Annotated in this window: 37 protein-coding genes; 31 read left to right on the top strand and 6 right to left on the bottom strand. The window is 70.3% G+C overall.

The features are described from left to right. From rplP to truA, 27 genes are all read left to right on the top strand, one after another. Positions 1-420 carry a 50S ribosomal protein L16 gene (gene rplP / locus ACFQ3T_RS12785; RefSeq protein ID WP_033436719.1) on the top strand — a complete coding sequence of 140 codons (420 nt, stop codon included), beginning with the start codon at positions 1-3 and terminating at the stop codon, positions 418-420. Further along, complete coding sequence (gene rpmC / locus ACFQ3T_RS12780; protein WP_033428581.1) at positions 420-668, top strand: 50S ribosomal protein L29; 249 nt, start codon at positions 420-422, stop codon at positions 666-668. The genes rplP and rpmC overlap by 1 nt, the downstream gene beginning before the upstream one ends. Further along, positions 665-946, top strand: coding sequence for a 30S ribosomal protein S17 (rpsQ, locus tag ACFQ3T_RS12775; protein WP_380723453.1), 282 nt, complete (start codon positions 665-667; stop codon positions 944-946). Before rpmC ends, rpsQ begins: the two co-directional genes overlap by 4 nt. A gap of 93 nt (positions 947-1,039) precedes the next feature. Beyond that, a complete protein-coding gene (gene rplN, locus ACFQ3T_RS12770; RefSeq protein ID WP_033436721.1) occupies positions 1,040-1,408 on the top strand; it encodes a 50S ribosomal protein L14 in 369 nt (122 codons plus the stop codon). Between the two features lie 2 nt (positions 1,409-1,410). After that, positions 1,411-1,725, top strand: coding sequence for a 50S ribosomal protein L24 (gene rplX / locus ACFQ3T_RS12765; protein ID WP_033436722.1), 315 nt, complete (start codon positions 1,411-1,413; stop codon positions 1,723-1,725). After that, on the top strand, positions 1,725-2,288 hold the full coding sequence (gene rplE / locus ACFQ3T_RS12760; protein ID WP_380723452.1) for a 50S ribosomal protein L5: 564 nt from the start codon (positions 1,725-1,727) through the stop codon (positions 2,286-2,288). Before rplX ends, rplE begins: the two co-directional genes overlap by 1 nt. Before the next feature lie 2 nt (positions 2,289-2,290). Then, positions 2,291-2,476: a type Z 30S ribosomal protein S14 gene (locus ACFQ3T_RS12755; RefSeq protein WP_053715226.1), complete on the top strand. Its 186-nt coding sequence runs from the start codon at positions 2,291-2,293 to the stop codon at positions 2,474-2,476. Between the two features lie 128 nt (positions 2,477-2,604). Further along, positions 2,605-3,003 carry a 30S ribosomal protein S8 gene (gene rpsH / locus ACFQ3T_RS12750; protein WP_033436725.1) on the top strand — a complete coding sequence of 133 codons (399 nt, stop codon included), beginning with the start codon at positions 2,605-2,607 and terminating at the stop codon, positions 3,001-3,003. Positions 3,004-3,020: 17 nt separating this feature from the next. Then, on the top strand, positions 3,021-3,560 hold the full coding sequence (rplF, locus tag ACFQ3T_RS12745) for a 50S ribosomal protein L6 (protein ID WP_366196556.1): 540 nt from the start codon (positions 3,021-3,023) through the stop codon (positions 3,558-3,560). A gap of 1 nt (position 3,561) precedes the next feature. Then, entirely contained in the window at positions 3,562-3,960 is a 399-nt protein-coding gene (gene rplR / locus ACFQ3T_RS12740) for a 50S ribosomal protein L18 (RefSeq protein WP_380723451.1), read from the top strand. A 34-nt stretch (positions 3,961-3,994) separates the two neighbouring features. Next, positions 3,995-4,600 carry a 30S ribosomal protein S5 gene (gene rpsE / locus ACFQ3T_RS12735; protein WP_015105247.1) on the top strand — a complete coding sequence of 202 codons (606 nt, stop codon included), beginning with the start codon at positions 3,995-3,997 and terminating at the stop codon, positions 4,598-4,600. Between the two features lie 2 nt (positions 4,601-4,602). Then, on the top strand, positions 4,603-4,788 hold the full coding sequence (gene rpmD / locus ACFQ3T_RS12730; protein WP_033428588.1) for a 50S ribosomal protein L30: 186 nt from the start codon (positions 4,603-4,605) through the stop codon (positions 4,786-4,788). Beyond that, the gene (rplO, locus tag ACFQ3T_RS12725) at positions 4,785-5,228 is read left to right on the top strand and encodes a 50S ribosomal protein L15 (protein ID WP_380723450.1); all 444 of its coding nucleotides are present in this window, start codon (positions 4,785-4,787) and stop codon (positions 5,226-5,228) included. Before rpmD ends, rplO begins: the two co-directional genes overlap by 4 nt. 578 nt (positions 5,229-5,806) lie before the next feature. Next, positions 5,807-6,403, top strand: a complete 597-nt coding sequence (locus ACFQ3T_RS12720) for a LysE family translocator (RefSeq protein WP_380723449.1) — start codon at positions 5,807-5,809, stop codon at positions 6,401-6,403. Positions 6,404-6,657: 254 nt separating this feature from the next. Then, on the top strand, positions 6,658-7,968 hold the full coding sequence (secY, locus tag ACFQ3T_RS12715; RefSeq protein WP_380723448.1) for a preprotein translocase subunit SecY: 1,311 nt from the start codon (positions 6,658-6,660) through the stop codon (positions 7,966-7,968). After that, the gene (locus ACFQ3T_RS12710; protein ID WP_380723447.1) at positions 7,968-8,519 is read left to right on the top strand and encodes an adenylate kinase; all 552 of its coding nucleotides are present in this window, start codon (positions 7,968-7,970) and stop codon (positions 8,517-8,519) included. Before secY ends, ACFQ3T_RS12710 begins: the two co-directional genes overlap by 1 nt. A 50-nt stretch (positions 8,520-8,569) precedes the next feature. Continuing rightward, positions 8,570-9,340 (top strand): type I methionyl aminopeptidase, encoded by a 771-nt coding sequence (gene map / locus ACFQ3T_RS12705; RefSeq protein ID WP_380723446.1) that lies wholly within the window; start codon positions 8,570-8,572, stop codon positions 9,338-9,340. A 414-nt stretch (positions 9,341-9,754) separates the two neighbouring features. Further along, positions 9,755-10,183: a DUF1707 SHOCT-like domain-containing protein gene (locus ACFQ3T_RS12700; protein WP_380723445.1), complete on the top strand. Its 429-nt coding sequence runs from the start codon at positions 9,755-9,757 to the stop codon at positions 10,181-10,183. Between the two features lie 33 nt (positions 10,184-10,216). Further along, complete coding sequence (locus tag ACFQ3T_RS12695) at positions 10,217-10,606, top strand: DUF1707 SHOCT-like domain-containing protein (protein ID WP_380723444.1); 390 nt, start codon at positions 10,217-10,219, stop codon at positions 10,604-10,606. A 161-nt stretch (positions 10,607-10,767) separates the two neighbouring features. Then, positions 10,768-10,989, top strand: a complete 222-nt coding sequence (gene infA / locus ACFQ3T_RS12690; protein WP_005166804.1) for a translation initiation factor IF-1 — start codon at positions 10,768-10,770, stop codon at positions 10,987-10,989. Positions 10,990-11,042: 53 nt separating this feature from the next. Next, positions 11,043-11,156, top strand: coding sequence for a 50S ribosomal protein L36 (gene rpmJ / locus ACFQ3T_RS12685; RefSeq protein ID WP_010148647.1), 114 nt, complete (start codon positions 11,043-11,045; stop codon positions 11,154-11,156). A 213-nt stretch (positions 11,157-11,369) separates the two neighbouring features. Continuing rightward, a complete protein-coding gene (rpsM, locus tag ACFQ3T_RS12680) occupies positions 11,370-11,750 on the top strand; it encodes a 30S ribosomal protein S13 (protein ID WP_380723443.1) in 381 nt (126 codons plus the stop codon). A 33-nt stretch (positions 11,751-11,783) separates the two neighbouring features. Then, on the top strand, positions 11,784-12,191 hold the full coding sequence (gene rpsK, locus ACFQ3T_RS12675; RefSeq protein ID WP_015105236.1) for a 30S ribosomal protein S11: 408 nt from the start codon (positions 11,784-11,786) through the stop codon (positions 12,189-12,191). A gap of 23 nt (positions 12,192-12,214) precedes the next feature. Then, a complete protein-coding gene (rpsD, locus tag ACFQ3T_RS12670) occupies positions 12,215-12,820 on the top strand; it encodes a 30S ribosomal protein S4 (protein ID WP_380723442.1) in 606 nt (201 codons plus the stop codon). Positions 12,821-12,962: 142 nt separating this feature from the next. Beyond that, the gene (locus ACFQ3T_RS12665) at positions 12,963-14,015 is read left to right on the top strand and encodes a DNA-directed RNA polymerase subunit alpha (RefSeq protein WP_380723441.1); all 1,053 of its coding nucleotides are present in this window, start codon (positions 12,963-12,965) and stop codon (positions 14,013-14,015) included. Positions 14,016-14,073: 58 nt separating this feature from the next. Then, positions 14,074-14,661 (top strand): 50S ribosomal protein L17, encoded by a 588-nt coding sequence (rplQ, locus tag ACFQ3T_RS12660; RefSeq protein ID WP_380723440.1) that lies wholly within the window; start codon positions 14,074-14,076, stop codon positions 14,659-14,661. 59 nt (positions 14,662-14,720) lie between these two features. Continuing rightward, complete coding sequence (truA, locus tag ACFQ3T_RS12655) at positions 14,721-15,512, top strand: tRNA pseudouridine(38-40) synthase TruA (RefSeq protein WP_380723439.1); 792 nt, start codon at positions 14,721-14,723, stop codon at positions 15,510-15,512. Here truA and ACFQ3T_RS12650 read toward each other — a convergent pair. Both ACFQ3T_RS12650 and ACFQ3T_RS12645 read right to left on the bottom strand, forming a co-directional pair. Continuing rightward, positions 15,478-16,446: a lysylphosphatidylglycerol synthase transmembrane domain-containing protein gene (locus ACFQ3T_RS12650; RefSeq protein ID WP_380723438.1), complete on the bottom strand. Its 969-nt coding sequence runs from the start codon at positions 16,444-16,446 to the stop codon at positions 15,478-15,480. The two genes, truA and ACFQ3T_RS12650, sit on opposite strands and share 35 nt — an antisense overlap. Further along, positions 16,443-17,180, bottom strand: coding sequence for a PIG-L deacetylase family protein (locus ACFQ3T_RS12645; RefSeq protein WP_380723437.1), 738 nt, complete (start codon positions 17,178-17,180; stop codon positions 16,443-16,445). The genes ACFQ3T_RS12650 and ACFQ3T_RS12645 overlap by 4 nt, the downstream gene beginning before the upstream one ends. 34 nt (positions 17,181-17,214) lie before the next feature. Between ACFQ3T_RS12645 and ACFQ3T_RS12640 the strand changes: the two genes are divergently transcribed. Next, positions 17,215-18,297, top strand: a complete 1,083-nt coding sequence (locus ACFQ3T_RS12640) for a glycosyltransferase family 4 protein (RefSeq protein ID WP_380723436.1) — start codon at positions 17,215-17,217, stop codon at positions 18,295-18,297. 3 nt (positions 18,298-18,300) lie between these two features. On the opposite strand, the gene ACFQ3T_RS12635 is transcribed toward ACFQ3T_RS12640, so the two are convergent. The 4 genes from ACFQ3T_RS12635 to eccE all read right to left on the bottom strand — a co-directional run bounded on the left by ACFQ3T_RS12635 (position 18,301) and on the right by eccE (position 22,860). Then, the gene (locus ACFQ3T_RS12635) at positions 18,301-18,879 is read right to left on the bottom strand and encodes a Uma2 family endonuclease (RefSeq protein WP_380723435.1); all 579 of its coding nucleotides are present in this window, start codon (positions 18,877-18,879) and stop codon (positions 18,301-18,303) included. A 146-nt stretch (positions 18,880-19,025) separates the two neighbouring features. Beyond that, positions 19,026-20,588, bottom strand: a complete 1,563-nt coding sequence (locus tag ACFQ3T_RS12630; RefSeq protein WP_380723434.1) for a S8 family peptidase — start codon at positions 20,586-20,588, stop codon at positions 19,026-19,028. A 257-nt stretch (positions 20,589-20,845) separates the two neighbouring features. Beyond that, complete coding sequence (locus ACFQ3T_RS12625) at positions 20,846-21,550, bottom strand: hypothetical protein (RefSeq protein ID WP_380723461.1); 705 nt, start codon at positions 21,548-21,550, stop codon at positions 20,846-20,848. Positions 21,551-21,564: 14 nt separating this feature from the next. Beyond that, positions 21,565-22,860 carry a type VII secretion protein EccE gene (gene eccE, locus ACFQ3T_RS12620; protein ID WP_380723433.1) on the bottom strand — a complete coding sequence of 432 codons (1,296 nt, stop codon included), beginning with the start codon at positions 22,858-22,860 and terminating at the stop codon, positions 21,565-21,567. A 172-nt stretch (positions 22,861-23,032) separates the two neighbouring features. Here eccE and eccB point away from each other — a divergent pair, with 172 nt between their 5' ends. From eccB to ACFQ3T_RS12605, 3 genes are all read left to right on the top strand, one after another. Next, positions 23,033-24,670 (top strand): type VII secretion protein EccB, encoded by a 1,638-nt coding sequence (gene eccB, locus ACFQ3T_RS12615; RefSeq protein ID WP_380723432.1) that lies wholly within the window; start codon positions 23,033-23,035, stop codon positions 24,668-24,670. A 69-nt stretch (positions 24,671-24,739) separates the two neighbouring features. After that, a complete protein-coding gene (locus tag ACFQ3T_RS12610) occupies positions 24,740-25,096 on the top strand; it encodes a hypothetical protein (protein ID WP_380723431.1) in 357 nt (118 codons plus the stop codon). A 16-nt stretch (positions 25,097-25,112) separates the two neighbouring features. After that, positions 25,113-25,982, top strand: an 870-nt coding sequence (locus tag ACFQ3T_RS12605; protein ID WP_380723430.1) for a WXG100 family type VII secretion target, incomplete at its 3' end; no start/stop codon positions are given.

The raw sequence follows: 25,982 nt of genomic DNA, 5'->3' as shown, positions 1-25,982 counted from the left end.
GTGCTCATCCCGCGCAGGGTTAAGCACCGCAAGCAGCACCACCCCGGACGGTCCGGTGCTGCCAAGGGCGGCACGAGGGTCACCTTCGGCGAGTTCGGCATCCAGGCTCTGGAGCCCGCCTACGTGACCAACCGGCAGATCGAGTCGGCTCGTATCGCCATCACCCGGCACATCCGCCGTGGTGGCAAGGTCTGGATCAACATCTTCCCGGACCGCCCGCTGACCAAGAAGCCGGCCGAGACCCGCATGGGTTCCGGCAAGGGCTCGCCGGAGTGGTGGGTGGCCAACGTCAAGCCGGGTCGGGTGCTCTTCGAGATGAGCTTCCCGAACGAGGCTGTGGCCCGCGAGGCGCTGCGTCGCGCGATCCACAAGCTCCCGATGAAGTGCCGCATCGTTACGCGTGAGGGTGGTGAGTTCTGATGGCAGCGGGTACCACCGCTTCCGAGCTGCGTGAGCTCACCGAGGAAGAGCTCGTGCTGCGCCTGAGGGAGGCGAAGGAGGAGCTGTTCAACCTCCGCTTCCAGATGGCCACCGGGCAGCTCGACAACAACCGCCGCCTGCGCACGGTCCGGCACGAGATCGCCCGGATCTACACCGTGATGCGGGAGCGGGAGCTGGGCCTCTCGGCCTCCCCCGACGCGGTTTCCACTGGTGAGGGTGCGGCATGAGCGAGAGCAACGAAGTGACGACCGAGGTGCGCAACGACCGCAAGGTCCGCGAGGGCTACGTCGTGTCCGACAAGATGGACAAGACGATCGTGGTCGCACTGGAGGACCGGAAGAAGCACGCCCGGTACTCGAAGGTCCTGCGCTCCACCACCAAGGTGAAGGCGCACGACGAGCAGAACACCGCCGGTGTCGGCGACCGCGTCCTCCTCATGGAGACGCGTCCGCTGTCGGCTACCAAGCGCTGGCGCCTCGTCGAGATCCTCGAAAAGGCCAAGTAAGCCCAAGAAACTGGCCCAGCAGCACCGGGTGCAGCGGACCGAGCCCGTCAGGTCGGAAATCTGGCGGGCCAGGAATGGTCAAGGAGTAGGTAAGTGATCCAGCAGGAGTCGCGGCTACGCGTCGCCGACAACACCGGTGCGAAGGAAATCCTCTGCATCCGTGTTCTCGGTGGTTCGGGCCGCCGCTACGCGGGCATCGGGGACATCATCGTCGCGACGGTGAAGCAGGCCATCCCGGGTGCCGGCGTCAAGAAGGGCGACGTCGTCAAGGCGGTCATCGTCCGCACCGTCAAGGAGAAGCGCCGTCCCGACGGCTCTTACATCCGGTTCGACGAGAACGCCGCGGTGCTCATCAAGAACGACAACGAGCCGCGGGGCACCCGCATCTTCGGCCCGGTCGGTCGTGAGCTCCGCGACAAGAAGTTCATGAAGATCATCTCGTTGGCGCCGGAGGTGCTCTGATCATGAAGGTGAAGAAGGGCGACACCGTCGTGGTTATCGCCGGCAAGGACAAGGGTGCTCGCGGCAAGGTCATCATGGCCTACCCCGCTGAGAACCGCGTCCTGGTCGAGGGCGTCAACCGCATCAAGAAGCACACCCGGATCACGCAGACCCAGCGCGGCGCGCAGTCGGGCGGCATCGTGACCCAGGAGGCCCCCATCCACGTGTCCAACGTGATGGTGGTCGACTCGGACGGCAAGCCGACCCGTGTGGGCTACCGGACGAACGACGAGGGCAAGCGGGTCCGCATTTCCCGTCGTAACGGGAAGGACATCTGATGACCACCGTTGAGAAGACCATTCCGCGGCTGAAGGCCCGCTACCGCGAGGAGATCGTCGCCTCGCTGCGCGAGCAGTTCGAGTACGCCAACGTCATGCAGATCCCGGGCGTGGTGAAGGTCGTCGTCAACATGGGTGTCGGCGACGCCGCCCGTGACGGCAAGCTGATCGAGGGCGCCGTCAAGGACCTGTCGATCATCACGGGCCAGCGGCCCGAGGTCCGCAAGGCCCGCAAGTCCATCGCGCAGTTCAAGCTGCGCGAGGGCATGCCGATCGGCGCGCGCGTCACGCTGCGCGGCGACCGCATGTGGGAGTTCCTGGACCGACTGCTGACGATCGCGCTGCCCCGTATCCGCGACTTCCGCGGCCTCTCGGGCAAGCAGTTCGACGGCAACGGGAACTACACGTTCGGCCTGAACGAGCAGTCGATGTTCCACGAGATCGACCCGGACGCCATCGACCGTCCCCGCGGTATGGACATCACCGTGGTCACGACCGCGACCAACGACGAAGAGGGCCGGGCGCTGCTGAAGCTCCTGGGCTTCCCGTTCAAGGAGAACTGATCATGGCCAAGAAGGCGCTGATCAACAAGGCCGCGGCCAAGCCGAAGTTCAAGGTGCGGGGTTACACCCGCTGCCAGCGTTGCGGTCGCCCGCACTCGGTGTTCCGCAAGTTCGGCCTGTGCCGGATCTGCCTCCGCGAGATGGCGCACCGGGGCGAGCTGCCCGGTGTGAGCAAGTCCAGCTGGTAAGTCCGGCTCGGCGGCAGGTTTTTTTGAGACTCATCACTTCGCTGTAGGCCCGTCCACGACCAGCCGGCCGCAAGGTCGGCTCGGACCCTGGCTGGGGAACCGCAGCGAGAAAGGTTGACCAGGTCACCATGACGATGACCGACCCGATCGCAGACATGTTGACGCGTCTGCGGAACGCGAACTCGGCTTACCACGACAAGGTCGTGATGCCGCACTCGAAGTTGAAGGCCAGCATCGCCGAGATCCTCAAGCGCGAGGGCTACATCGCGAGCTACCGCGATGAGCAGGGCGACGTGGCCAAGAACCTGGTTATCGAGCTGAAGTACGGCCCGAACCGGGAGCGCAGCATCGCCGGCCTCCGCCGCGTGTCGAAGCCCGGTCTGCGCATCTACGCGAAGTCGACCAACCTGCCGAAGGTGCTGGGCGGTCTGGGCGTCGCGATCATTTCGACCTCTGGCGGTCTGATGACCGACCGCCAGGCCAACAAGTCGGGCGTGGGCGGAGAAGTCCTCGCCTACGTCTGGTGAGGAAGGGGGACTAGGCAATGTCGCGCATCGGAAAACTGCCGATCACCGTCCCCTCCGGGGTCGACGTGAACATCGACGGCCAGGCTGTGAGCGTCAAGGGCCCGAAGGGCACCCTGTCGCTCAACATCGCTGAGCCGATCATCATCGAGAAGGCCGAAGACGGCACCCTCGAGGTGAAGCGCCCGAACGACGAGCGTCGCAGCCGCTCGCTGCACGGCCTGTCGCGCACCCTGGTGCAGAACATGGTCGTCGGCGTGACGCAGGGCTACGAGAAGAAGATGGAAATCCACGGCGTCGGTTACCGCGTGGCGCTGAAGGGTTCCGACCTGGAGTTCGCGCTGGGCTACAGCCACCCGGTGAAGGTGGAGGCCCCCGAGGGCATCACCTTCGCGGTGGAGACCCCGACCCGCTTCTCCGTGGCCGGCATCGACAAGCAGCTCGTGGGCGAGGTCGCCGCCAACATCCGCAAGCTGCGCAAGCCCGACCCGTACAAGGGCAAGGGCGTGCGCTACGCGGGCGAGAAGATCCGCCGCAAGGTCGGAAAGACGGGTAAGTGACATGAGCGAGACTGCAACGAAGCGCAAGCCGGTGGGCAAGGACATCTCGACCACTCGCCGCATCGCCAAGACCCGCCGTCACTTCCGCCTCCGCAAGAAGGTCAGCGGCACGTCGGAGCGCCCGCGCCTGGTCGTGCACCGGTCGTCGAAGCACATCACCGTGCAGATCATCGACGACCTCGCCGGCCACACCCTGGCGGCAGCCTCCTCCGTGGAGGCGGACGTCCGGGCGATCGACGGCGACAAGAAGGCTCGCGCGGTCAAGGTCGGCCAGCTGGCCGCCGCGCGTGCCAAGGAAGCCGGGATCACCCAGGTCGTCTTCGACCGCGGCGGCAACGCCTACCACGGTCGGATCGCCGCTCTGGCCGATGCCGCCCGTGAGGCGGGGCTGGAGTTCTGACAATGCACATCTTCGGAATTGAGAGGGACGCCTGATGCCAGGACGCACGCGTCGCGAAGGCGGCGGAGGCGAGCGCGGTGAGCGTCGCGACCGTCGTGACGGCGGCCGCGGCGGCGCGGCCCAGGAGAAGACCCCGCACCTGGAGCGCGTGGTTGCGATCAACCGCGTGTCCAAGGTCGTGAAGGGTGGTCGTCGGTTCAGCTTCACCGCCCTCGTCGTGGTCGGTGACGGCGACGGCATGGTCGGTGTCGGCTACGGCAAGGCCAAGGAAGTGCCGGCGGCGATCGCCAAGGGTGTGGAGGAGGCGAAGAAGAACTTCTTCCGCGTCCCCCGCATCGCGGGCACGATCCCTCACCCGGTGCAGGGCGAGAAGGCGGCCGGTGTGGTGCTGCTGCGTCCGGCCTCGGCCGGTACCGGTGTCATCGCCGGTGGCGCGGTCCGCGCGGTGCTGGAGTGCGCCGGTGTCCACGACGTGCTGAGCAAGTCGCTGGGCTCCGACAACGCCATCAACATCGTGCACGCCACGGTGGCGGCCCTGAAGGGCCTTCAGCGTCCCGAGGAGGTGGCCGCCCGCCGCGGTCTGCCGCTCGAGGATGTGGCTCCCGCCGGCATGCTCCGTGCCCGTGCAGGGGCGGTGTGACCATGGCCCAGCTCAAGGTGACCCAGGTCAAGAGCAGCATCGGTACCAAGCACAACCACCGTGAGTCCCTCCGGACCCTGGGGTTGCGCAAGATCCGCCAGTCGGTGGTCCGCGAGGACACGCCGCAGGTGCGCGGCCTGATCCACGCCGTTCGCCACCTGGTGGTCGTCGAGGAGGTCCAGTCGTGACCATCAAGATCCATGACCTGCGTCCGGCCCCCGGCGCCAAGACCGCGAAGACCCGTGTCGGTCGCGGTGAGGGCTCCAAGGGCAAGACGGCCGGTCGCGGTACGAAGGGCACCGGCGCGCGGAAGAACGTTTCCCCGCGCTTCGAAGGTGGCCAGATGCCGCTGCACATGCGCCTGCCGAAGCTGAAGGGCTTCCGCAACCCGTTCCGCACCGAGTACCAGGTGGTGAACGTGGGCGACCTCGCCCGGGTGTTCCCGGACGGCGGTCGGGTGGACGTGGACGCACTCATCCACGCGGGCCTGGTGCGCAAGAACCAGCTCGTCAAGGTCCTCGGCAACGGTGACCTGAACGGCGTCAAGCTGGACGTCGTGGCGAACAAGTTCTCCGGCAGCGCGGTCGACAAGATCGCCGCCGCCGGTGGCACCACCACCGTGCTCTGAGCACGACGCACGCAAGGCATTGCCGAAAGGCCCCCGGAGCCTCCCGCTCCGGGGGCCTTTCCCTTGCCCCGGACCACCACGTCTCTACGGTTGCCGCTGGGCGCCCGTGAGCCTTCGGCGGGCAGAGGCCGCGCTCACGCCGGCGGGTGGGCGTCACAACGGTTCCGCTGCGCGGGCTGGTGCCGCCCGGCTGTCGTTACGGACCGTGCCGCCCGGTGAGGCTTCGGGGGTTCTGTGCCGGCGCTGCTCCGGTGGCGCTGCGGGTTCTTCGCCCGTGCCGCGCGGCCGTGCTTCGCAGGGGTCCCCGCCCAGGGGATCCCCTGTTCTTGATCCTGCCGGCCGGCACCGACAGTTCCTCCGCGTTGTGGTCGGGCCTGTGGACAACTTCGAGCAGCCCGGCCCCGATCCGCCGCCGGCCGGCACCAACAGCCCACGCAACGCGATTGGTCCTGTGGACAACCGGTGGACAACTGTCCCGCTCGCGGATTCTTGACACTTGCCGGCATCGCCCGGCGGGTGGTGGGACGGACGTTCGCCCAAGGCGTAAAACCGGTTGGCGGCCGGGTTAGCGTGCACGCATGTGGCCGGCCTTCTTCTTCGGCGCCTCGCTCCTGGTCGCGTTGACCCCTGGCGCCAACAACCTCCTGGGCATGCACCACGCGGTCCACCACGGGCCGCTCAAGGCCGCTACGGCGCTCCTGGGGCGTCTTGCGGCCTTCTCCCTCATGGTCGCGGCGGTGGTCGCGGGCCTGGGGCCCATCCTCGCCGCCAGCCACACCGCGCTGACCGTCATCAAGTGGGCGGGCGTGGCGTACCTCGTCTACCTCGCCGTGCGCATCCTGACGACCAAGGACACCACCGAAACGCCAGCCAGGCAGGGCACTCCGCTGCGCAAGGAGTTCGTGGTGGCGATCACGAACCCCAAGGCGCTGCTGATCTTCACCGCCTTCGTCCCCCAGTTCGTCGACCCCGCCCGCGGCCCCATCCCGCTCCAGCTCGCGACGCTCGGCGCGATCTACCTGGCGGCCGAGGCCGTCGCCGGGACCGCTTACGTCGCGCTGGGCGCCGGCATCCGCCGGGCAGGGCTGACCCGGCGGGCCCGGGCGCGGCTCGACAAGGCCACCGCGGGCGTGCTGCTCGGCATGGCCGGTCTGCTGGCGACGAGCCGAACTTGATCCATTCGGGGGCTTGCGGGCCGCCGTAGTCGATCAGGTACGAAGTGTGAAGGACGACTGGCTACGGCAATCGGCCAAGCGGCTGTTAAAGTCGCGGGCTGAACCCGGATGCCCTCCGGGTCGGTCGCGGCTACCTGTCGCTTCCGCCACCGTCGGCAAGGAGTCGACGGCACGTCCGCAAGACTGTGCCGGCAACAAAGCCGGTACCGCAGGATGCCGACCCCAGTGGGGCGGCAACGCTGATGGAGGTTCGCGTGCTCGGCGCATTCCGCTCGGCTCTCGCGACGCCGGACCTACGCAAGAAGATCCTTTTCACACTCGGGATCGTCGTGGTGTACCGGTTGGGCGCGACCATGCCCGCGCCGGGCGTCTCCTTCAAGAACGTCAAACAGTGTGTCGAGTCGGTCGACCAGCAGGGGATCTACTCGCTGATCAACCTGTTCAGCGGTGGCGCACTGCTGAACTTGTCGATCTTCGCGCTCGGCATCATGCCGTACATCACGGCGAGCATCATCATCCAGTTGCTCACCGTGGTGATTCCGCGGTTCGAGCAGCTGAAGAAGGAAGGGCAGGCGGGTCAGGGCAAGCTGACCCAGTACACCCGCTACCTGACCATCGCGCTGGCGGTCCTGCAGTCCACGGGCATCATCGCCCTGGCCGTGCGCGACCAGCTGTTCGCGAACTGCGAAGTGCCGGTCATCCCCGACGAGAGCATCTTCAACCTGGTCGTCCTCGTGGTCGTCATGACCGCCGGCACCAGCGTGATCATGTGGCTCGGTGAGATCATCACCGAGAAGGGGATCGGCAACGGCATGTCGCTGCTGATCTTCACCGGCATCGCGGCCCGCGTGCCGATCGAGGGCAAGATCATCTTCGACCGCGGTGGCCTGACCTTCTTCCTGGTCTGCGTCGCGGCCCTGCTGATCATCGCCAGCGTCGTCTACGTCGAGCAGGCGCAGCGCCGCATCCCGGTCCAGTACGCGAAGCGCATGATCGGCCGCCGGATGTACGGCGGCACGTCGACCTACCTGCCGCTCAAGGTGAACCAGGCCGGTGTCATCCCGGTCATCTTCGCCTCGTCGCTGCTGTACCTCCCCGATCTCATCTCCAGGCTGACCGCCTCCACCGACGGTTCCGCTCCTGGCTGGTGGGAGACCTTCGTGCAGACGCACCTGGTGACCCAGTCGAGCCCGGTGCACATCTCGCTCTACTTCCTGCTGATCGTCTTCTTCACCTACTTCTACGTCGGCATCACGTTCAACCCGGACGAGCGTGCGGACGAGATGAAGAAGTTCGGTGGGTTCATCCCGGGCATCCGACCGGGTCGTCCCACCGCCGAGTACCTCCGCTTCGTGTTGGGGCGGATCACGCTGCCCGGCTCGCTCTACCTGGGCATCGTCGCCATCCTGCCGAACCTGTTCCTCGACCTCACCGGTCAGGGCCAGAACCAGAACTTCCCGTTCGGCGGCACGGCGGTGCTGATCATGGTCGGTGTCGGCCTCGACACCGTGAAGCAGATCGAGAGCCAGCTCATGCAGCGCAACTACGAAGGGTTCCTCCGCTAGTGCGACTCGTTCTCGTCGGCCCGCCCGGAGCGGGCAAGGGCACCCAGGCCGAAATCCTCAGCAGCAAGCTCGGCGTGCCGCACATCTCCACCGGGGACCTCTTCCGCGCCCACATCAGCCAGCAGACGGACCTGGGCAAGGAGGTCCAGGAGTACCTGGACTCCGGCGAACTGGTGCCGGACGAGGTCACCAACGAGATGGTCCGGGGCCGGCTCGCGCAGCCGGACGCCGCCAACGGCTTCCTGCTCGACGGCTTCCCGCGCAACACGGCCCAGGCGGCCGTGCTGGGCGAGATGCTGGCCGTCGACGGCCACGCGTTGGACGCGGTGCTCGAATTCCGGATCGACGAGGACGTCGTGGTGGAGCGCCTGCTCGCCCGCGGCCGCACGGACGACAAGGAAGACGTGATCCGGCACCGCCAGCAGGTGTACCGGACGGAGACCGCGCCGCTGCTCGACTACTACTCCGACATCGTCGTGACGATCGACGCCGTCGGTGAGGTCGAAGAGATCAGCGAGCGCGCTCTCCGCGCGTTGCGCGACCCGAAGTGAGCGGTGGACTTGTCGGTGCGTTGCGTCGAATCGTCCCCGGTCGGGACCGCATGATCGAGATCAAGAGCCGCGGCCAGCTGGAGGCCATGAGGGCCGCCGGCCTGGTCGTGGCCCGCACGCTGGCCCTGGTCACCTCGCACACGAAGGCCGGGGTTAGCACCGCGGAACTGGACGAGCTGGCGGAGCAGAGCATCCGAGACGCCGGCGCGATCCCGTCGTTCAAGGGCTACCACGGGTTCCCGGCGTCGATCTGCGCGTCCGTGAACGAGCAGGTCGTCCACGGCATCCCCAGCCGCACGCAGGTGCTGGCCGAGGGTGACCTGATCTCGATCGACTGCGGCGCCATCCTCGACGGGTGGCACGGCGACTCCGCCGTCACCGTGGCGGTCGGCGAGGTGACGGACGCGGAGCTGAAGCTGTCGGACGCCACCCGCGCCTCGATGCTCGCGGGCATCGACGCCGCGGTGCCGGGAGGTCGGCTGAGCGACATCTCGTTCGCGATCGAGTCGGCCACGATCCTGGCCGGCGAGGAGCACGGGGTCGAGTACGGGATCGTCGAGGGCTACGGCGGCCACGGCATCGGCACGAAGATGCACATGGACCCGTTCCTGCCGAACTACGGCAAGCCCGGCAAGGGGCCGCGCCTGAAGGTCGGCATGGCGATCGCGATCGAGCCGATGCTGACCCTGGGCACCGAGCGGACCGTCGAGCTGGACGACGGCTGGACCGTCGTCACGGCGGACGGCTCGCGCGCGGCGCACTGGGAGCACTCGGTGGCGATCACCGACGACGGGCCGTGGGTCCTCACCGCCCTGGACTGAACCTCCGCGACATCCTCCGACGCCGGTGGCCCCGAACCTGGGACCACCGGCGTCGGCGTTGCGCGGGTCCTGGTGGCTTTGGGGACCGCCGGGTTTGGGAGCCGCCGGGTTCGGGCAGCTCGACCGCGGCGCGGTGGTTGCGCGAGTTGTCCACAGGTGGCGCCCGGTGGCCGGGGACTGTCGGTGCTTCGTGGCAGGATCAAAAACAGGGATCCCCTGGGCGGGGACCCCTGCGTGAGCCTTCGTGGTGCGCATCGGCGGTCGTGGCGGTCGCGGTGAGCACCGGCGGGCGCGGTGGCACGGCGGGTGTGGCGGCGTGGTGAGCACCGGCGGGCGTGGCGGTGTGGCGGGTGCCGGCTGAAGTGGGGGGTTAGCCCCATTCTCCGGGGCGGTGGGCGCGGCCACGATGGCACGGTGACGCATCCTGTGCGGCCCGAGGACGTGCGAGCCTCCGACGCCGAACGCGAGCTCGTCCAGCTGTGGCTCCGCCGCGCCCACGCCGACGGCAGCCTCGACCTCGCCGAGTTCGACGCCAGGGTCGTGCGCTCCTGGCAGGCCAAGACCCGCGGCGACCTCGCGCTCCTCGTCGCCGACCTGCCGGTGAGCCCGGCCCCGCCACCGGCCCCGCCACCGCCACCGGTGAAGGCGCGCGGCGGCGGGCGGAAGGCGTTGCGGGTCCTCACGACTATCTGGCTGGCCGTGAGCGCGTTCAACTTCGCCCTCTGGCTGCTCGTGAGCCTGCTCGTCGGCGACGGGTTCGCGCACCCCTGGTTCCTGTGGATCGCCGTCCCGGCGGGCGCGGTGCTCGGCGTCGTCCGGCTGATGACCGACGACCATCGGTAACAGTGTTATAGTAGACGGCGAGGAGGTGGCGCCGTGCAGGACCCGTTCACCAGGGCGGCTGATCGCGACCGGGCCGCGGTCGCCGCGGAGCTGTCCCGCGCCCACACCGAGGGCCGGCTGACGCTGTCGGAGTTCGACGAGCGGACCCGCGCCGCGTACGAGGCCCGCACGTACGCCGAACTCACGGCCCTCACCGCCGACCTGCCCCGCGTGTCACCCGAGCCGGTGAAGCGCCGCGTCGACGGGGTGACTAAGGTCGTCACCGGCGCCTGGTTCGCCGCCAGCGCGATCAACTTCCTCATCTGGGGAGTCATCAGCCTCGCCGTCGGCGAAGCCCTCCACCCCTGGTGGATCTGGGTGGCGGGCCCGTGGGGTCTGGTCCTGCTGGCCGCCCACCTGGCCCGATTTGGGCGTTCGAGCTGACCCGCGTACTATGGACAGGTGGCGCATTCGTCGCGCCGGTTCCGTCATGCCCGGGGATCTTCGTCCCCGGAGGTGGCAGGGTTCGCAAGGGCCTGGAGGAGTCGGGGTGCCGCGTGCCCGCACTCCGGAAGTAACACCCACCGTCACGAAACGCGGAGGACATGGGCAAGAAGGACGGGGCCATTGAGGTCGAGGGCCGCGTAGTCGAGCCGCTTCCCAACGCGATGTTCCGCGTCGAGTTGGAGAACGGTCACAAGGTCCTGGCACACATCAGCGGCAAGATGCGTCAGCACTACATCCGCATCCTCCCTGAGGACCGGGTTGTCGTGGAGCTCTCGCCCTACGACCTGTCCCGCGGGCGCATCGTCTACCGCTACAAGTGACCTCCGGCGCGCCCCAGCACGGGCGCACCGGCTGACGCAGGAGAAGCTCAGGCGTGAAGGTCCAGCCGAGCGTCAAGAAGATCTGCGACAAGTGCAAGGTGATCCGCCGTCACGGTCGGGTCATGGTGATCTGCGAGAACCTGCGCCACAAGCAGCGCCAGGGCTGAGCAGACCCCCTGCACGAGTCGGGTCTTCACCGGACGCGACACCGAGTAAGCCTCCTCGCACCTGCCGCCGGAACGTCGGCGGCACACCCCCGGACTCCAGGCCGGGGCCGGGACACCGGTCGTGAAAGCGACCGGAACTGACACAGCGAGTCAGTCCCGGGACCGGGCGAGGAGCAGACCTGGAGCGACACCACTGTTAGGAGCAAGCGCCGTATGGCACGACTCGCTGGCGTAGACCTCCCCCGCGAAAAGCGGTTGGAGATCGCGCTGACCTACATCTTCGGCATCGGGCGCACGCGGTCCAAGGAAGTCCTGACCGCGACCGAGCTGTCCCCCGACCTCCGGGTCAAGGACCTCGGTGACGCCGACCTGGCGAAGCTGCGGGACTACATCGAGAACAACTTCAAGGTCGAGGGTGACCTCCGCCGCGAGGTTCAGGCCGACATCCGCCGCAAGATGGAAATCGGCACCTACCAGGGGCTGCGCCACCGTCGCAACCTGCCCGTCCGCGGGCAGCGCACCAAGACGAACGCGCGCACCCGCAAGGGTCCGAAGAAGACCGTGGCGGGCAAGAAGAAGGCCGGCAAGAAGTAACCTCGCGTCTAGCAAGTAGGAGTTCACCCAGAAATGCCACCCAAGTCCCGCACGGGCGCCGGGGTCAAGAAGGTCCGGCGCAAGGAAAAGAAGAACGTCTCGCACGGCCAGGCGCACATCAAGAGCACGTTCAACAACACCATCGTGTCCATCACGGACCCGCTGGGCAACGTGATCAGCTGGGCCTCCGCCGGCCACGTCGGCTTCAAGGGCTCGCGCAAGTCGACGCCGTTCGCGGCGCAGATGGCCGCCGAGAACGCCGCCCGCAAGGCCGCCGAGCACGGCATGCGCAAGGTGGACGTGTTCGTGAAGGGTCCCGGCTCCGGCCGCGAGACCGCGATCCGTTCGCTGCAGGCCGCCGGCCTCGAGGTCGGCACCATCCAGGACGTGACCCCGCAGCCCCACAACGGCTGCCGCCCGCCCAAGCGGCGCCGGGTCTGAGGCACGGGGAGGAGTAAGACAACATGGCTCGCTATACCGGACCGGCCACTCGCATCTCGCGCCGTCTCAAGGTCGACCTCGTCGGCGGGGACCAGGCGTTCGAGCGTCGTCCTTACCCGCCCGGCCAGCACGGCCGCGGTCGGATCAAGGAGTCCGAGTACCTGCTGCAGCTCCAGGAGAAGCAGAAGGCTCGTTACACCTACGGCGTGCTGGAGAAGCAGTTCCGCCGCTACTACGAGGAAGCGGTTCGCCGCCCCGGCAAGACCGGCGAGAACCTGCTGCAGATCCTCGAGTCCCGCCTCGACAACGTGGTGTACCGCGCGGGTCTCGCGCGCACCCGTCGTCAGGCCCGCCAGCTGGTCAGCCACGGTCACTTCATCGTGAACGGCCACAAGGTGAACATCCCGAGCTACCGGGTGTCGAAGTTCGACATCATCGACGTGAAGCCGAAGTCGCTGCCCACGCTGCCCTTCGAGGCCGCGCGTGCTTCCTTCGGCGACCGGCCGATCCCGGCGTGGCTCCAGGTCGTGCAGTCCAACCTGCGCATCCTGGTCCACCAGCTGCCGGAGCGGGCGCAGATCGACACGCCCGTCACCGAGCAGCTGATCGTCGAGCTCTACTCGAAGTGATCCTCCTGGAGGGGCCGTCCGCGGCCCCTCCAGTCGGGTCCCGCGGCGGTACGGAATGGTGTGCCGCCCGCGTTTGCCGGTCTCCGCGACCGGTCTCCACGACGTCAAATAGCGGGCGTCGGGGTAAGAGAGGAAGAACCCAGTGCTGATTTCCCAGCGCCCCTCGCTCAGCGAGGAATCGGTCAACGAGACCCGCTCCCGGTTCGTCATCGAGCCGCTGGAGCCGGGCTTCGGCTACACCCTCGGCAACTCCATCCGCCGCACCCTGCTGTCGTCCATCCCCGGCGCGGCCGTGACCAGCATCCGCATCGACGGTGTGCTGCACGAGTTCACGACCGTCCCCGGTGTGAAGGAAGACGTCACCGACATCATCCTCAACCTCAAGGAGCTGGTCGTCAGCTCCGAGGAGGACGAGCCGGTGACCATGTACCTGCGCAAGCAGGGGCCGGGCGCGGTGACCGCGGGCGACATCGTGCCTCCGGCCGGTGTCACCGTGCACAACCCCGACCTGCACATCGCCACCCTGAACGGCAAGGGCAAGCTGGAGATCGAGCTCGTGGTCGAGCGCGGTCGCGGCTACGTCCCCGCCGTGCAGAACAAGCAGGCGGGCGCCGAGATCGGCCGCATTCCCGTCGACTCGATCTACTCGCCCGTCATGAAGGTGACCTACAAGGTCGAGGCCACCCGTGTCGAGCAGCGGACCGACTTCGACAAGCTGATCCTCGACGTCGAGACCAAGCCGTCGATCACGCCGCGCGATGCCGTCGCGTCCGCCGGCAAGACGCTGGTCGAGCTGTTCGGCCTCGCCCGCGAGCTGAACGTCGACGCCGAGGGCATCGAGATCGGCCCCTCGCCCGCCGAGGCGGACACCATCGCGGCGTTCGCGATGCCGATCGAGGACCTGGACCTCACCGTCCGGTCCTACAACTGCCTCAAGCGCGAGGGCATCCACACCGTGGGCGAGCTGGTCTCGCGCAGCGAGGCGGACCTGCTGGACATCCGCAACTTCGGCGCGAAGTCGATCGACGAGGTCAAGATGAAGCTCGTCGGTCTCGGCCTCGCGCTGAAGGACAGCCCTCCTGGGTTCGACCCGTCGGCCGCCGCGTCCGACTACCCGGCCGAAGGCTGGGGCACGGACACGACCGTGGACTCCCACGACGACGGCCAGGACTACGCGGAGACCGAGCAGCTCTGAGGTCGCTTAGCGGCCGGGCCGGAGCAGAGGATCAGAAAGAAATCCGAGGAGCAATTCGATGCCCACCCCCACCAAGGGACCCCGTCTCGGGGGCTCGCCGGCCCACGAGCGGCTGATGCTGGCCAACCTGGCCACGTCCCTGTTCACCCACGGTCGGATCACGACCACCGAGGCCAAGGCGAAGCGGCTGCGCCCGTACGCCGAGAAGCTGATCAGCAAGGCGAAGGTCGGTGACCTGCACAACCGTCGCGAGATCCTGAAGGTGATCCGCGACAAGGACATCGTGCACAAGCTGTTCGCCGAGATCGGCCCGCAGTTCGCCGACCGCCCCGGTGGCTACACCCGCATCACCAAGACGATGCCGCGCAAGGGCGACAACGCGCCCATGGCCGTCATCGAGCTGGTCGCGGAGAAGACCGTCACCTCCGAGGCGGAGCGCGCCCGCAAGACCAAGTTCGCCAAGGACGAGGCCCCCAAGAACGAGACGGCGGCCGCGACCGAGGAGACGAAGTCCGAGGACGTGCAGGACCAGGACGCCGAGGCGCCCGAGTCCGCCACGAAGGACGCCGCCGAGGAGCCCGCCGAGGGCGCCGAGGACGCGTCCGACGACGAGGCACCGAAGGCCGAGAAGAAGGACGAGTCCTGACGGACGCGCACTTCACCGACGAGCCCGTCGCCCCCGCTGGGGACGACGGGCTCGTTCGTGTGCGACTGGACCTGGCGTACGACGGCACGGACTTCTCCGGCTGGGCGCGGCAGCCCGACCGGCGCACGGTGTGCGGCGTGCTGGAGGACACCATGTCGACGGTGCTGCGCGAGGACGTGCAGCTGACCGTGGCGGGCCGGACGGACGCGGGCGTGCACGCGTCGGGGCAGGTGGCGCACGTCGACCTGCCGTCCGGCGTGGACGTCGCCGGTTTGCCGAAGCGGTTGGCGCGGGCGCTGCCCGCGGACGTGCGCGTGTTCTCGGCGCGGGTCGTGCCGGCCGAGTTCGACGCGCGGTTCGCCGCGTTGCGCCGGCACTACGAGTACCGGGTCACGGACGCGCCGTTCGGCGCGCACCCGTTGCGGCGGCTGGACACCCTGGCGTGGCCGCGTCCGCTGGACCTGGGGGCGTTGAACGAGGCGTCGCGGTTGCTGCTGGGGGAACGGGACTTCTGCGCGTTCTGCCGGCGGCGCGAGGGCGCGACGACGATCCGGGAGCTGCAGCGCCTGGAGTGGGTGCGGGACGGTGACGTGCTGACCGCGTTCGTGTCCGCGGACGCGTTCTGCCACTCGATGGTGCGCAGCCTGGTGGGGGCGCTGCTGGCGGTCGGCGAGGGGCGCAAGCCGGTGGGCTGGCCCGCGTCGCTGCTGTCGCTCACCGCGCGGTCCAGCGAGGTGACGGTGGCGCCGCCGCACGGGTTGTCGCTGGTCCGGGTCGACTACCCGGCGGACGACGAGCTCGCCGCGCGGGCCGCGGTCACCCGGAACGTGCGCGTCGCACCGACCACGTGAGCCACGCCGCCGCGCCGAGCGGGATCTCCGCCAGGTAGGTGAAGAAGCCGAACAGCAGCACGCCCGCGACGGCCGGCGCGGCGGGCGTGCCGAGGCTGACGAGCAGCGCGATGGTGCCGTTCTCGGTGAGCCCGACGCCGCCGGGCGTGATCACGGCGAGGGTCAGCAGCCGGCTCACCGCGAACGCCGCCACCGTCGGGCCCGGTCCCAGGTGGACGCCCGCGGCGGCCAGGCAGCACCACAGCAGCAGGCCCTGGAGCAGCAGGTAGCCGAGCATGCCGAGGGTCATCCGCCGCCAGCCGTCCCGCACCACCCGGCCGGTCTCCCGGCGCAGCCGCAGCAGGAACCGGGTGGCGCGCCCGCCGAGCAGCCGGCCGAGCCACCGCAGGCGCAGCAGCACGACGGCGGCCAGCACCAGCACGCCGGCCGCCGTCACCGTCGCGAGCAGGATGCCGTGGCCCAGCACCGCCGCGCCCTGCACGGCCAGCGCGAGCGCCGGCAGCGCCACCCGGAACAGGGCGTTCCACAGGCCGCTGACGATCGCGGACGTGGTGATGGCGCGCGCCGAGTGGCCCCAGCTCGCCGCCATGACCGCCGTCACCGCCACCCCGGCCGCGCCGCCGAACGGCAGGACGTTGCTGATGGCGCTGCCCGCCGCGTTCAGGCTGAACGCCTGGGTGCGGCGCAGGCCGGGCAGTGAGCCGGTGAGCACGGAGGTGTAGGTCCAGAGCCCGGCCAGCCAGAGGGCGGTCAGCCCCAGCACCGTGCCGGGGCCGATCCGGCGCACCTGGTCGCCGACCGCCGTCCACGCCACGCCGCCGACGGCGGGCACCAGTGCGACGACCAGCCACGCCGCCAGGCCGAGGGACGCCAGCGAGGCGGCGACGCGGAGCCGGCGGACGGGGGTCCGCCGGACGTGGGACGACTGCCTCACCGGGCCCGCAATCGTTTGCGCTCCACGTACCACTCGGTGCCGAGGACCAGCTTGAACAGCGGCGACGGCAGGGTGAGCAGGGCGGCGAGGGTCCGGGTCGACTCGCCGCCGGTGGTCTGCGTGGCGTGCGCGGCCATCGCGGCCCGCTTCACGTGCGCGTACCGCCGGACGTCCACCGAGTGGGTGATCTCGTCGCGGGCGGTGAAGGCGTGCCGGAACGGGTCGAGGTCGAACCTGCGGGCCAGGCGCGCCACCCGCAGTCCGCGCAGCAGGGACGTGCGGTCGACCGTCGCCTCCCACACGCGGGGCGTGCCGGCCAGCTCGGCGGCCAACGCGCCGACCCGGTGCACCTGCACGTGGTCGGGATGCCCGTAGCCGCCGGCGGGGTCGTACGTCGTCAGCAGGTCGGCGCGTTCCTCGTGCAGGAGCTCGGCCAGCCGTTCCGCGGCCTCGGCGACGTCGGCGCGGGCGAAACCGCGCCGGCCGTCCAGCCCGGAGTCGCGGTAGCCCAGGAACTCCACGCGCGCGCACCCGAGGACGCGCGCGGACTCGTGGGCCTCCCTGGTGCGGACCGCGCCGAGGTCGGTTCTCGCCGCGCTGAGCCCGCGTTCGCCGGCGGTCGCGACGACCAGCACCACGCGGTGGCCCTCGCGGGCGAGGCGCGCCATCGTGCCGCCGGTCAGCAGGGCTTCGTCGTCGGGATGGGCGTGGAAGAACACGCAGGTTCGGCTCACGGGTGCAAGAGTGTCAGTTGGTCCGTTCGGCGGCTTGACGGGAGCGCGAGTGTCGATCATCCACGTCTCCGACTGCTTCCTGCCGCGCCTCGGCGGGATCGAGGTGCAGGTCGCCGGACTGGCCCGCGCGCAGGCCGCGAACGGGGCCGAGGTGCACGTGGTGACGGCCACCAGGCTCGCGTCGGACGGCGCCGGGTACTCGGTGCACCGGATCGCCGTGCGGCTGCCGTGGGACGTGCCCGTGCACCCCAGGGCCGGCACGTGCCTCGACCGGGTGCTCGCCTCGCTGGAGCCGTCGGTCGTGTACGTCCACGTCGGCGCGATCTCGCCGTTCGCGTGGTCGGGGGTGCGGTCGGCGTCGCGGCTGGGCGTGCCGGTGGTCGTCGTCGTGCACAGCCTGTGGGACCCCGTGGTGCAGCGGTGCTACCGGGTGCTGGACCGGTTCGCCTCGTGGAGTTCCGCGCCGGTGGCGCTGGCGGCGGTGAGCCGGGTGGCGGCGGAGCGGGTGCGGGCGGTCGTGCCGGGCGTCCCGGTGGGCGTGGTGCCGAACGGGATCGTGCCGTCGTCGTGGCGGCGCGCCCCGACGCGGCGGCCAAGGGGTGCGGTGCACGTCGTGTCCGTGGGACGGCTCGCGGCGCGGAAGGAGCCGATGGCGTTGCTGCGGGCGCTGCGGGAGGTGCGCGCCGACGTGCCGCTGCGGGCGACGGTGGCCGGGGCGGGGCCGGAGATGGCCGTGCTGCGCCGGTACGTCGAGCGGAACGGGATGGGGTGGGTGAGCCTGCCGGGCCGGCTGGACCGTCGGGCCGTCGGCCGCCGGCTCGCGGGGGCGGACGTGTTCGTCAACGCGGCGGCGCGGGAGGCGTTCGGGCTGGCGGCGCTGGAGGCGCGGACGGCGGGCGTGCCGGTGGTCGCGCGGCCGGGGACGGGCGTGGCCGACTTCGTGCGCGACGGCGTGGAGGGCGTGCTGACGGACGATCTCGCCGGCGGGATCACGCGCCTGGTGCAGGACCGGGGGGAACGGCTGCGGATCGCGGCGCACAACCGGGCGACCGAACCGGTCCACTGCACGTGGCCGCGGGTGCTGGAGGCGTTGCAGGCGTGCGCGACGCGGGTGTGAGGGTCAGACGCCGAGGTCGCCCAGGTCGACGGTGATCGGGAGCGGCGCGGCGTTGATCGTCACCGGGCCAGGGGCCCGCACGGTCTGCGCCACCACGTAGCGGTCGCCGTCGAGCCGGTGCGCGGTGAGCCTCAGCTCGTGCAACTCGGTCTTCTGGTCGACCGTCCACACGAACGGCACACCGGCGGAGGCGTATCCGGCCATCTTCGCCTCGCGCTCGGCACGCGGGTTGCCGGGCGACCAGACCTCCACCGCCAGCAACAGCGCCTCGGCCGGGAAGACCACGCCCGTCGGCCTGTCGACGATCGCGACGTCGGGGATCAGCCCGGTGCGCAAGGTCGAGGAGATCTTCACGTTCACGGCCGGCACGGCGCGCAGGTTCCGGTTCCCGCCGGCGTTGACCGCGCCGCGGATCTGCACTCCCAGCTCGAACGCGATCAGTTGGTGCCGGAAGGAGGGTGCGGGTGACACGTGGAGATGTCCCTGGATCAGCTCGGTGCGCGACCCGTCCTCGGAAGGAGGAAGGGCGAGCCAGTCTTCGACCGTGGTCGGGCCGATCGGGTGCTGCAGAGCTGCGGACACGGGTCCACCTCCAGGATCGACTCGATTATGACCCTGCCACAGTCCCACCGGGGCGACGCCGTCCCTGATCAGGTGAAACGTGGAGCGGCCCCTCACCGGCGGAAGTGGTGAGGGGCCGCTCGTCGTGCGACTGGTCCGGTGAGCCTTCAGAGGTCGAGGGTCCAGGTGTCGATGTAGCCGGTGTCCTGGCTGTACGCGTCGCGCACGCGCAGCTGCCAGGTGCCGTTGGCGTTCTCCGCCGACAGGTTCACGGTGTACGTGGCGTCGACGTTGTCCGCGCCGTCCGAACCGGACTGCACCTTGAGCTGCTTGACCGCGCCGCTCGGCGTGATCAGGTCGATGATCAGGTCACCCCGGTACGTGTGCTTGACGTGCACCTCGACCGTGGAGGTCGCGCTCGCCTTGCCCGCGCAGTCGGTGATCGAGATCGGGCTGGACGCGGTGCCCAGGTCCGGCACGGCGACGTCGGTCGCGTTCGTCCTCGGCGCGCAGCCGGTGGGCGGCGGGGTGGTGGAGCCGGCCAGGCGGAGCAGCTTGTTCGGCGAGCCGGTGCCCGCGTTGCCGACCACGCCGCTCGTCGCGCCGTTCACCAGGGCGTCCCGCACCTGCTGCGGGGTGGCGGTGGGGTTCGCGGCCAGGTAGACGGCGGCCGCGCCGACCACGTGCGGCGTCGCCATCGACGTGCCGCTGATCGTGTTGGTGGCCGTGTCGTTGGTGTACCAGGCCGACGTGATGGAGGAGCCCGGCGCGAAGATGTCCAGGCAGGAGCCGATGTTGGAGAACGACGACCGGGCGTCGGTGTTGGTCGTGGAGCCGACCGTGATGCCCTCGGTGGTGCGCGCCGGGCTGGTGTTGCACGCGTTCGCGCCGTTGTCGTTGCCCGCGGCGAGGCCGTAGGTCACGCCCGACGCGATGGAGTTGCGCACGGCCTGGTCGACGGTGGCGTCCGCGCCGCCGCCGAGCGACATGTTCGCGACGGCCGGCTTGACCGCGTTGGCGGTCAACCAGTCGATGCCCGCGATGACGCCCGCGTACGTGCCGGAGCCCGCGCAGTTCAGCACCCGGACGCCGACCAGCTTGGCCTTCTTCGCCACGCCGTGCCTGGCGCCGCCGACGGTGCCCGCCACGTGCGTGCCGTGGCCGTTGCAGTCGGTCGCGTCGCTGTCGTTGTCCACGGTGTCGCGACCGCTCACGGCGCGGCCGCCGAAGTCGGTGTGCGTGAACCGGATGCCCGTGTCGATGATGTAGGCGCTGACGCCCTCACCCTCGTTCGGGTAGGTGTAGGAGTTGTCCAGCGGCAGCGCGGCCTGGTCGATCCGGTCCAGGCCCCACGACGGGGTCGGCGCCTGCGTGCCGGAGATCGACACCTCGCCGTCCTGCTGCACGTACGCCACCGACGGGTCGGCGGCGAGCTTGCGGGCCTGCACCTCCGTCATGGTGGCCGAGAAGCCGCGCAGCGCGCTGGTGTACGTGTGCTTCACCTTGGCCCGGTACTTGCCGCTCAGCGTGCCCACGCTGCTCGCGTTCATGTCCTTGAGCACGACGATGTAGCTGTCCTTCACGGCGTTCGGCGCGCCGAGGCCGACGATCTCGCCCTCCGCCGCCGCGGACGTGAAGGTGGTCAGCGCGGCGGTGACGGCGAACGCCGTGCCCGTGGCCAGCCCGACACCGGCCAGCCGTTTCGTCCAGGACGCGCGAACGTCTCCCATGTCAGGGGTTCTCCTCTTTCGCAGGGTGGGTGTCCGGCCGGCGTCGCCCCCGAGACCGGACGGACACGGTGAGTTGTTCCTAGTTCGCGCTGCCGCCGGCGCGCAAGAATTTGTCGGGAACAACCGACGATCGACTCGTACACAGTTTATTCAAGCTGTGAACGAATTGGTGCGCCGAGTGACTGGCCCCTCATCGAAAAATGTGCCCCCGGACATTGTCCGAGGGCACACCGGGCCTGCCGGGAAGTGGTCGCCGGTCAGTCGCCGCGGCGGACCGCGCCGAGGATCTGCTGCTCACCGGGAGTGGTGACCAGGCGCAACGGAAGCCACAGGTTCGTGCCGAGCGCGATCACCTGGTCGTCCTTCAACGTGGTGAGCTGGTGCGCCATCTGCGGTGGGAGGCGCCAGATCTGGCTCGCCAACTGCGCCTGCCCGACCGGGAGCCGCTGGAGCAGGACGAGGTCCGCGGAATTCGCGGTGTTCGCCGCCTGCGGGTGCAAATAGGGCAGGACGTACATCGTGGTCTGCCACGGCGAGCGCGGCGGGAACAGCTCCTGCGGCACGTGGCCGCCGTCGTGCACGACCAGCAGCGGGCTGTCCTCGGACGGCCGGGGCAGCTCCACCGGGCTCAGCCGGCGCAGCTGCACCAGCGGCGAGGGGCGGCCGTCCGGGCCCGCGCCCGCCGCCCGCACCACCGGCTGCCAGGCCGCCGGGCGGCCCGTCGCGATGGTGATCCACGCGCCCGTCGCCATGGCGCGCAACGCGATCTGGCGGGCCAGGTACAGCCCGCCGACGACCACCATGCGGGTGGGCGCGGAGCGCAGCACCGAGATCGTCAGCGGCTCGCCCTGCAGGCCGGAGCCGAGCACCATGCCGCCGCGGTCGCCGGACGGGCTGACCACGTCGAGCATCTGCGGCGACACCAGGAACTCCGGCGCCACGCCCTTGCCGCGCGAGTCCATCAACCGGGAGTTGCTCACGCCACACCTCCGAGGGGCAGCGTCGCGGCCAGCCCGGCGACCTGCAGGCCGTTCAACGGGGTCAGCGTGATGTCCAGCTTGTCGGCCAACGCCTTCAGCCGGTCGTCCGCGCGGTCCAGTTCGGACGGCGTCCGCGCGCTCACCCGCACCATGCCGCGCAGGCCGACCTGGCCCTGCTCGCTGCTCGGCGAGATCGTCATGGACAGCGTCGAGGACAGCGCCCGCACGCCGGTCAGCGCGTTCAGGTTGTTCCGCATGCCCTTGGCGGGCCAGCCGGTGATCGCGTAGCTGGCGTGGCCGACGCCGCCCGCCGTCACGCCGGACCACTTCTCGCGCAACGACACCGAGGTGTTGGACCCGGCCACCGACGTGAGCTCGGCCGCCGAGATGCCCGCGCGGATGAGCTCGTCCGGGTCGAGCGGGCGGATCGACACGCCCGTCGACTCCAACGCGTTGCGCACGCGGGACAGCGCGCCGATCAGCGCCCGGTGCGCGCCGACGACGCCGCCGCCGCGTTCCCGGATCGCCGCCGCGCACCGCCGCGGGTCCAGCCGCACGGCGATCCACGTGGTCCGGCGGGCCGCCGCGGGCAGCGGGCCGAGCACTTCGAGGTACGAGTTGAGCGCGGGGGAGTTCACCGGCAGCGCCGCGCTGCCGGGGTAGCAGTGCCAGATCACGGAGATCGCGTCGAGGACCACGCCGCGGTCCTCCAGCGTCGGCGCGAGCGCGCCCAGCGGCAGCGACGGCGCGCTGCCCACCGCGGTGATCAGACCGGGGGCCGGGTCGACCAGCAGCACTGCGGTCCACGCGCCCTGGTGCCACGCCATGCCCAGCGGGCGGCGCTCGTGGTCGACGCCGCGGGCCACCACGAGGTCCGGCACGGCCAGGCGCAGCAACGCCACCCGGGGGTCGTCCGGCCCGATGACCGTGGACTCCTCTTCGGACGGAGGCTTCATCTCGACCGGGCCGCTGCGCTTGGCGGTGCGGGAGTGCGAGCGGAAGTTGAAGCGCACGATCAAGCCGATCCACTGGGTCAGCCAGCGACCGCGGGACCGGGTGAACGCGAGGATCAGCGCGATGAGGACGATGCCGCCCGCGACGTACATCGGCACGGGCTTCACGCCGTCACCCGTGGCGCCGATCGTCAGCAGGACCAGGCCGATCGCGACGCCGACCTCCAGCACCACCAGGTTGGCGACCGGCAGCGAACCCAGGCTCGCGCCCGCCGTGCGTCGGCGTGCCCGGAGCACCGCGGCGCGCACGGCGCCCCCGGCGGCCTGCGCGCGCGCCATGGCGGGGTTGGGTGGGCCCGGATGTGGGGTGGTCACGGACATCCGCTCTGGTTCTCTTTCCGTCGGCGTGCGCCGGGTGGGACCGACCGGGTCTGACCAACCCGCACACGGACCACCCGCCGTCCGGCTATCGTGCAGACCGTACCGCGACTGGGAGAGCAGCGAGCCGAGAATGGCATCAACACCCACCACCAAGTCACAGGTCCAGGCCTACCGCTTCGTGCTGCGCCGGATGCAGTCCGCCCTGGTGCGCAGAGACGCGGTGATGCTGCACGACCCGATGCGCACGCACTCGCGTGCGACCGCGGTGGGCGTCCTGCTCGGCGTCATCGGCCTCATCGGCTTCCTCATCTTCGGCTTCTTCTCGCCGGACCCCCAGGTCGACGACCAGACCCAGATCGCCATCTCCAAGGAGACCGGCCAGGTCTACGTCGTGCGGCAGGGCAAGCCCAAGACGTTGATCCCCATGACGAACCTCGCGTCCGCGCGGCTCCTGCTGTTGCAGATGCAGCAGCCCGACAAGAGCCAGGCGGCGGTCGCGGGCAGTGACGCGGCGGCGGGCCAGCTCAACCAGGGTCCGCAGGTGGCGGGCGGCGAGCCGAAGCTGGTCACCGAGAAGGCGCTGGCGAAGCTCGCGAAGGGCCGGTTGACGGGCATCCCCGACGGCCCGGACGTGCTGCCGGCGCCGGAGGCCCGGATCGGCTCCGACTGGTCCGTCTGCGACACCCTGGCGCTGGACGAGTCGCTGAACGACCCGGCGGCGCCGGGCAAGTTCACCACCACCGTCCTCGCGGGCTACAGCGGCGGCGGCGAGCTGCTCGACGGCAACCGCGCCCTGCTGGTGCGCGCGGGCACCGACGACAAGCAGGCGTACCTGATCTACAAGGCGCCGCAGAACTCGAAGATCACGTCGACGTCGACGGTGCGGGCCAAGGTCGACCTGACCAAGCCGGAGATCCGCACCGCGCTGAACCTGAGCCAGAAGAACCCGCGCGCGATCAGCACGGGCCTGCTCAACGCGATCCCCGAGGCGAAGCCGCTGGTGGCGCCGGACATCCCCGGCCGCGACCAGCCGGTGACCTACGTCAGCGGGGTGAACCTGCAGGTCAGCGACGTCATCGAGGTCCGCCGCAGTGGCGCGGACCCCGAGTTCTACGTGGCGCTGAAGGAAGGCCTGCAGAAGGTGAGCCGCGCGGCGGCCGACCTCATCCGCGCGACGTACGCGCAGGGCGCCGAGCCGAAGCTGGTGGACATCGCGCGGATCAACAACGCGCAGACCGCCGACCAGCTCGACTTCGCCGACTACCCGCCGGACGTGCCCGAGGTGCTGGAGCCCAACCAGAACAACCGGGTGATCTGCCTGGGCTGGCAGGCCCAGAACGTGAACGCGGACAACAAGTCCCAGCACACCAAGGTCACCATCGCGCCGTCGCTGCCGATCCCGTCCGACGTGGTGCCGGTGGAGATCAACCAGGTCGGCGCGACCGGCGAGGTCGTCAGCCAGTTCGCGATGGCTCCGGGCAAGGCGGCCGTGGTGCGCAGCGCGACGTCCACCCAGGACTTCGCCAGCGGCCCGATCCACCTCATCACCGGCCGCGGCGTGAAGTACGGCATCCCGGACGTGCTGACGGCGGGCGCGCTCGGGCTCGGCGCGGACGGCTTCGCGCCGGGGCCCGAGTCGATCCTGCGGCTGCTGCCCAACGGGCCCCAGCTCAACCGGAACGACGCCTCGCGCAGCTGGGACTCGATCCCCGTGCCGAAGGACAACGGCCTGCTGCCCGAGGACAAGGCCAAGAAGCAGGGCGGCTGAGCCGTGCGGACTCCCCGTGACGGAACCGGCACGGGCCGGTTCCCGTCATAGGGGGCAGGAGGTGTCCGGGTGAACGAGGTCACACGCACGCCCGTGGCGGCAGCCGTGGGCGCCCACCGGGTGTCGGTCGACCCGCGCTGGCTGGAGCTGTACGCCAAGCGCGTCGACGAGGCGGCCGAGGAGCTGTCCAAGGCGCGGGACGCGCTGCGGGACGCGCCGGTGCGCGAGCGGAGCTTCGGCGAGCTGGGGCGGACGCTGCGCAACGCGGAGGCGTACCGCCGCGCGTCGGAGATGCTGAACCACCAGCTGGACCGCGCGTGCGAGGTGCTGACGTCGGCGGGGCAGGGCCTGCACGAGGTGGCCGAGCACTACGGCGCCCAGGACGACGAGGCCGTCGCGTTGATCAAGAACGCCGACCGGCGCTGACGGGGTGGGTGGGCTGATGCGGGGCAAGGACGGCAGGCAGATCGCCGCCGAGGTCGGGCCGGAACTGGACTACCTGTCGGGGATCAGCCGGCGGCTCGGCGTCCGCGACCTGGTGGCGGACTACTTCGCGCCCGTCGTGGGCGACTGGAACGACCTGCACGACGAGGCGGAGCGCTGGCGCAAGGCCGGGCTCGTCGCCGAGCACGTGACGCGGGACCTGACCAAGCCGCTCGGCAAGCTCGACTCGGCGTGGCAGGGCAAGGACGCGGACTCGTTCGTCGAGCACATGCAGAAGGTCGGGCTGGCAGGGCACGACATGTCCGACGCGATGCACGCGATGGGCGAGGCGCTGGACCAGACCGCCGAGGGCCTCCGCGGCATCGTGGAGGACATGGCGCGCGTGTACGCCGACGCGGCCGACGCGGTGTCCGGCGCGGCGGCGCTGCCGGTGGACGGCGACCGGCGCGTGGTGGAGGCACTGGACGAGCTGCACGACCCGGCGAAGGAGCTGCACGAGTCGGTGCGCGACGTGCTGGAGGCGTTCCTCCGGCTGTGCGACGGGGTGTCCGGCGCCGAGGGCTTCGCCGGCGTGAAGATGGAGCACAAGTACCCCGAGCAGAACTGGACGTTCACCGAGCCGCCGAAGGCGACGGTCCCGCAGACCCCGACTCCCGAGACGAAACCCGCCGCCACCGGCAGTGCCCCAGCCTCCGGCGGCGGCAGCGTCCCGGGCGGTGGCGGCGGCGGCGTCCCCGGCGGAGTTCCCGGTGGTGGTGGCGGCATCCCCGGTGGCGGCGCACCCGGTGGCGAAGCCCCGGAACGCATGCAGCAGGGCGGTTCGACCGGCGTCTCCGAACCCCGTCCCGTGGAGCCGGGCGCCCGCCCG

The sequence above is a fragment of the Saccharothrix hoggarensis genome (assembly GCF_042678885.1).
Taxonomy (GTDB): Bacteria; Actinomycetota; Actinomycetes; order Mycobacteriales; family Pseudonocardiaceae; genus Actinosynnema; species Actinosynnema hoggarensis.
The sequence above is the reverse complement of the archived record's forward strand: the minus strand, read 5'-3'. Positions and strand labels throughout refer to the sequence as shown.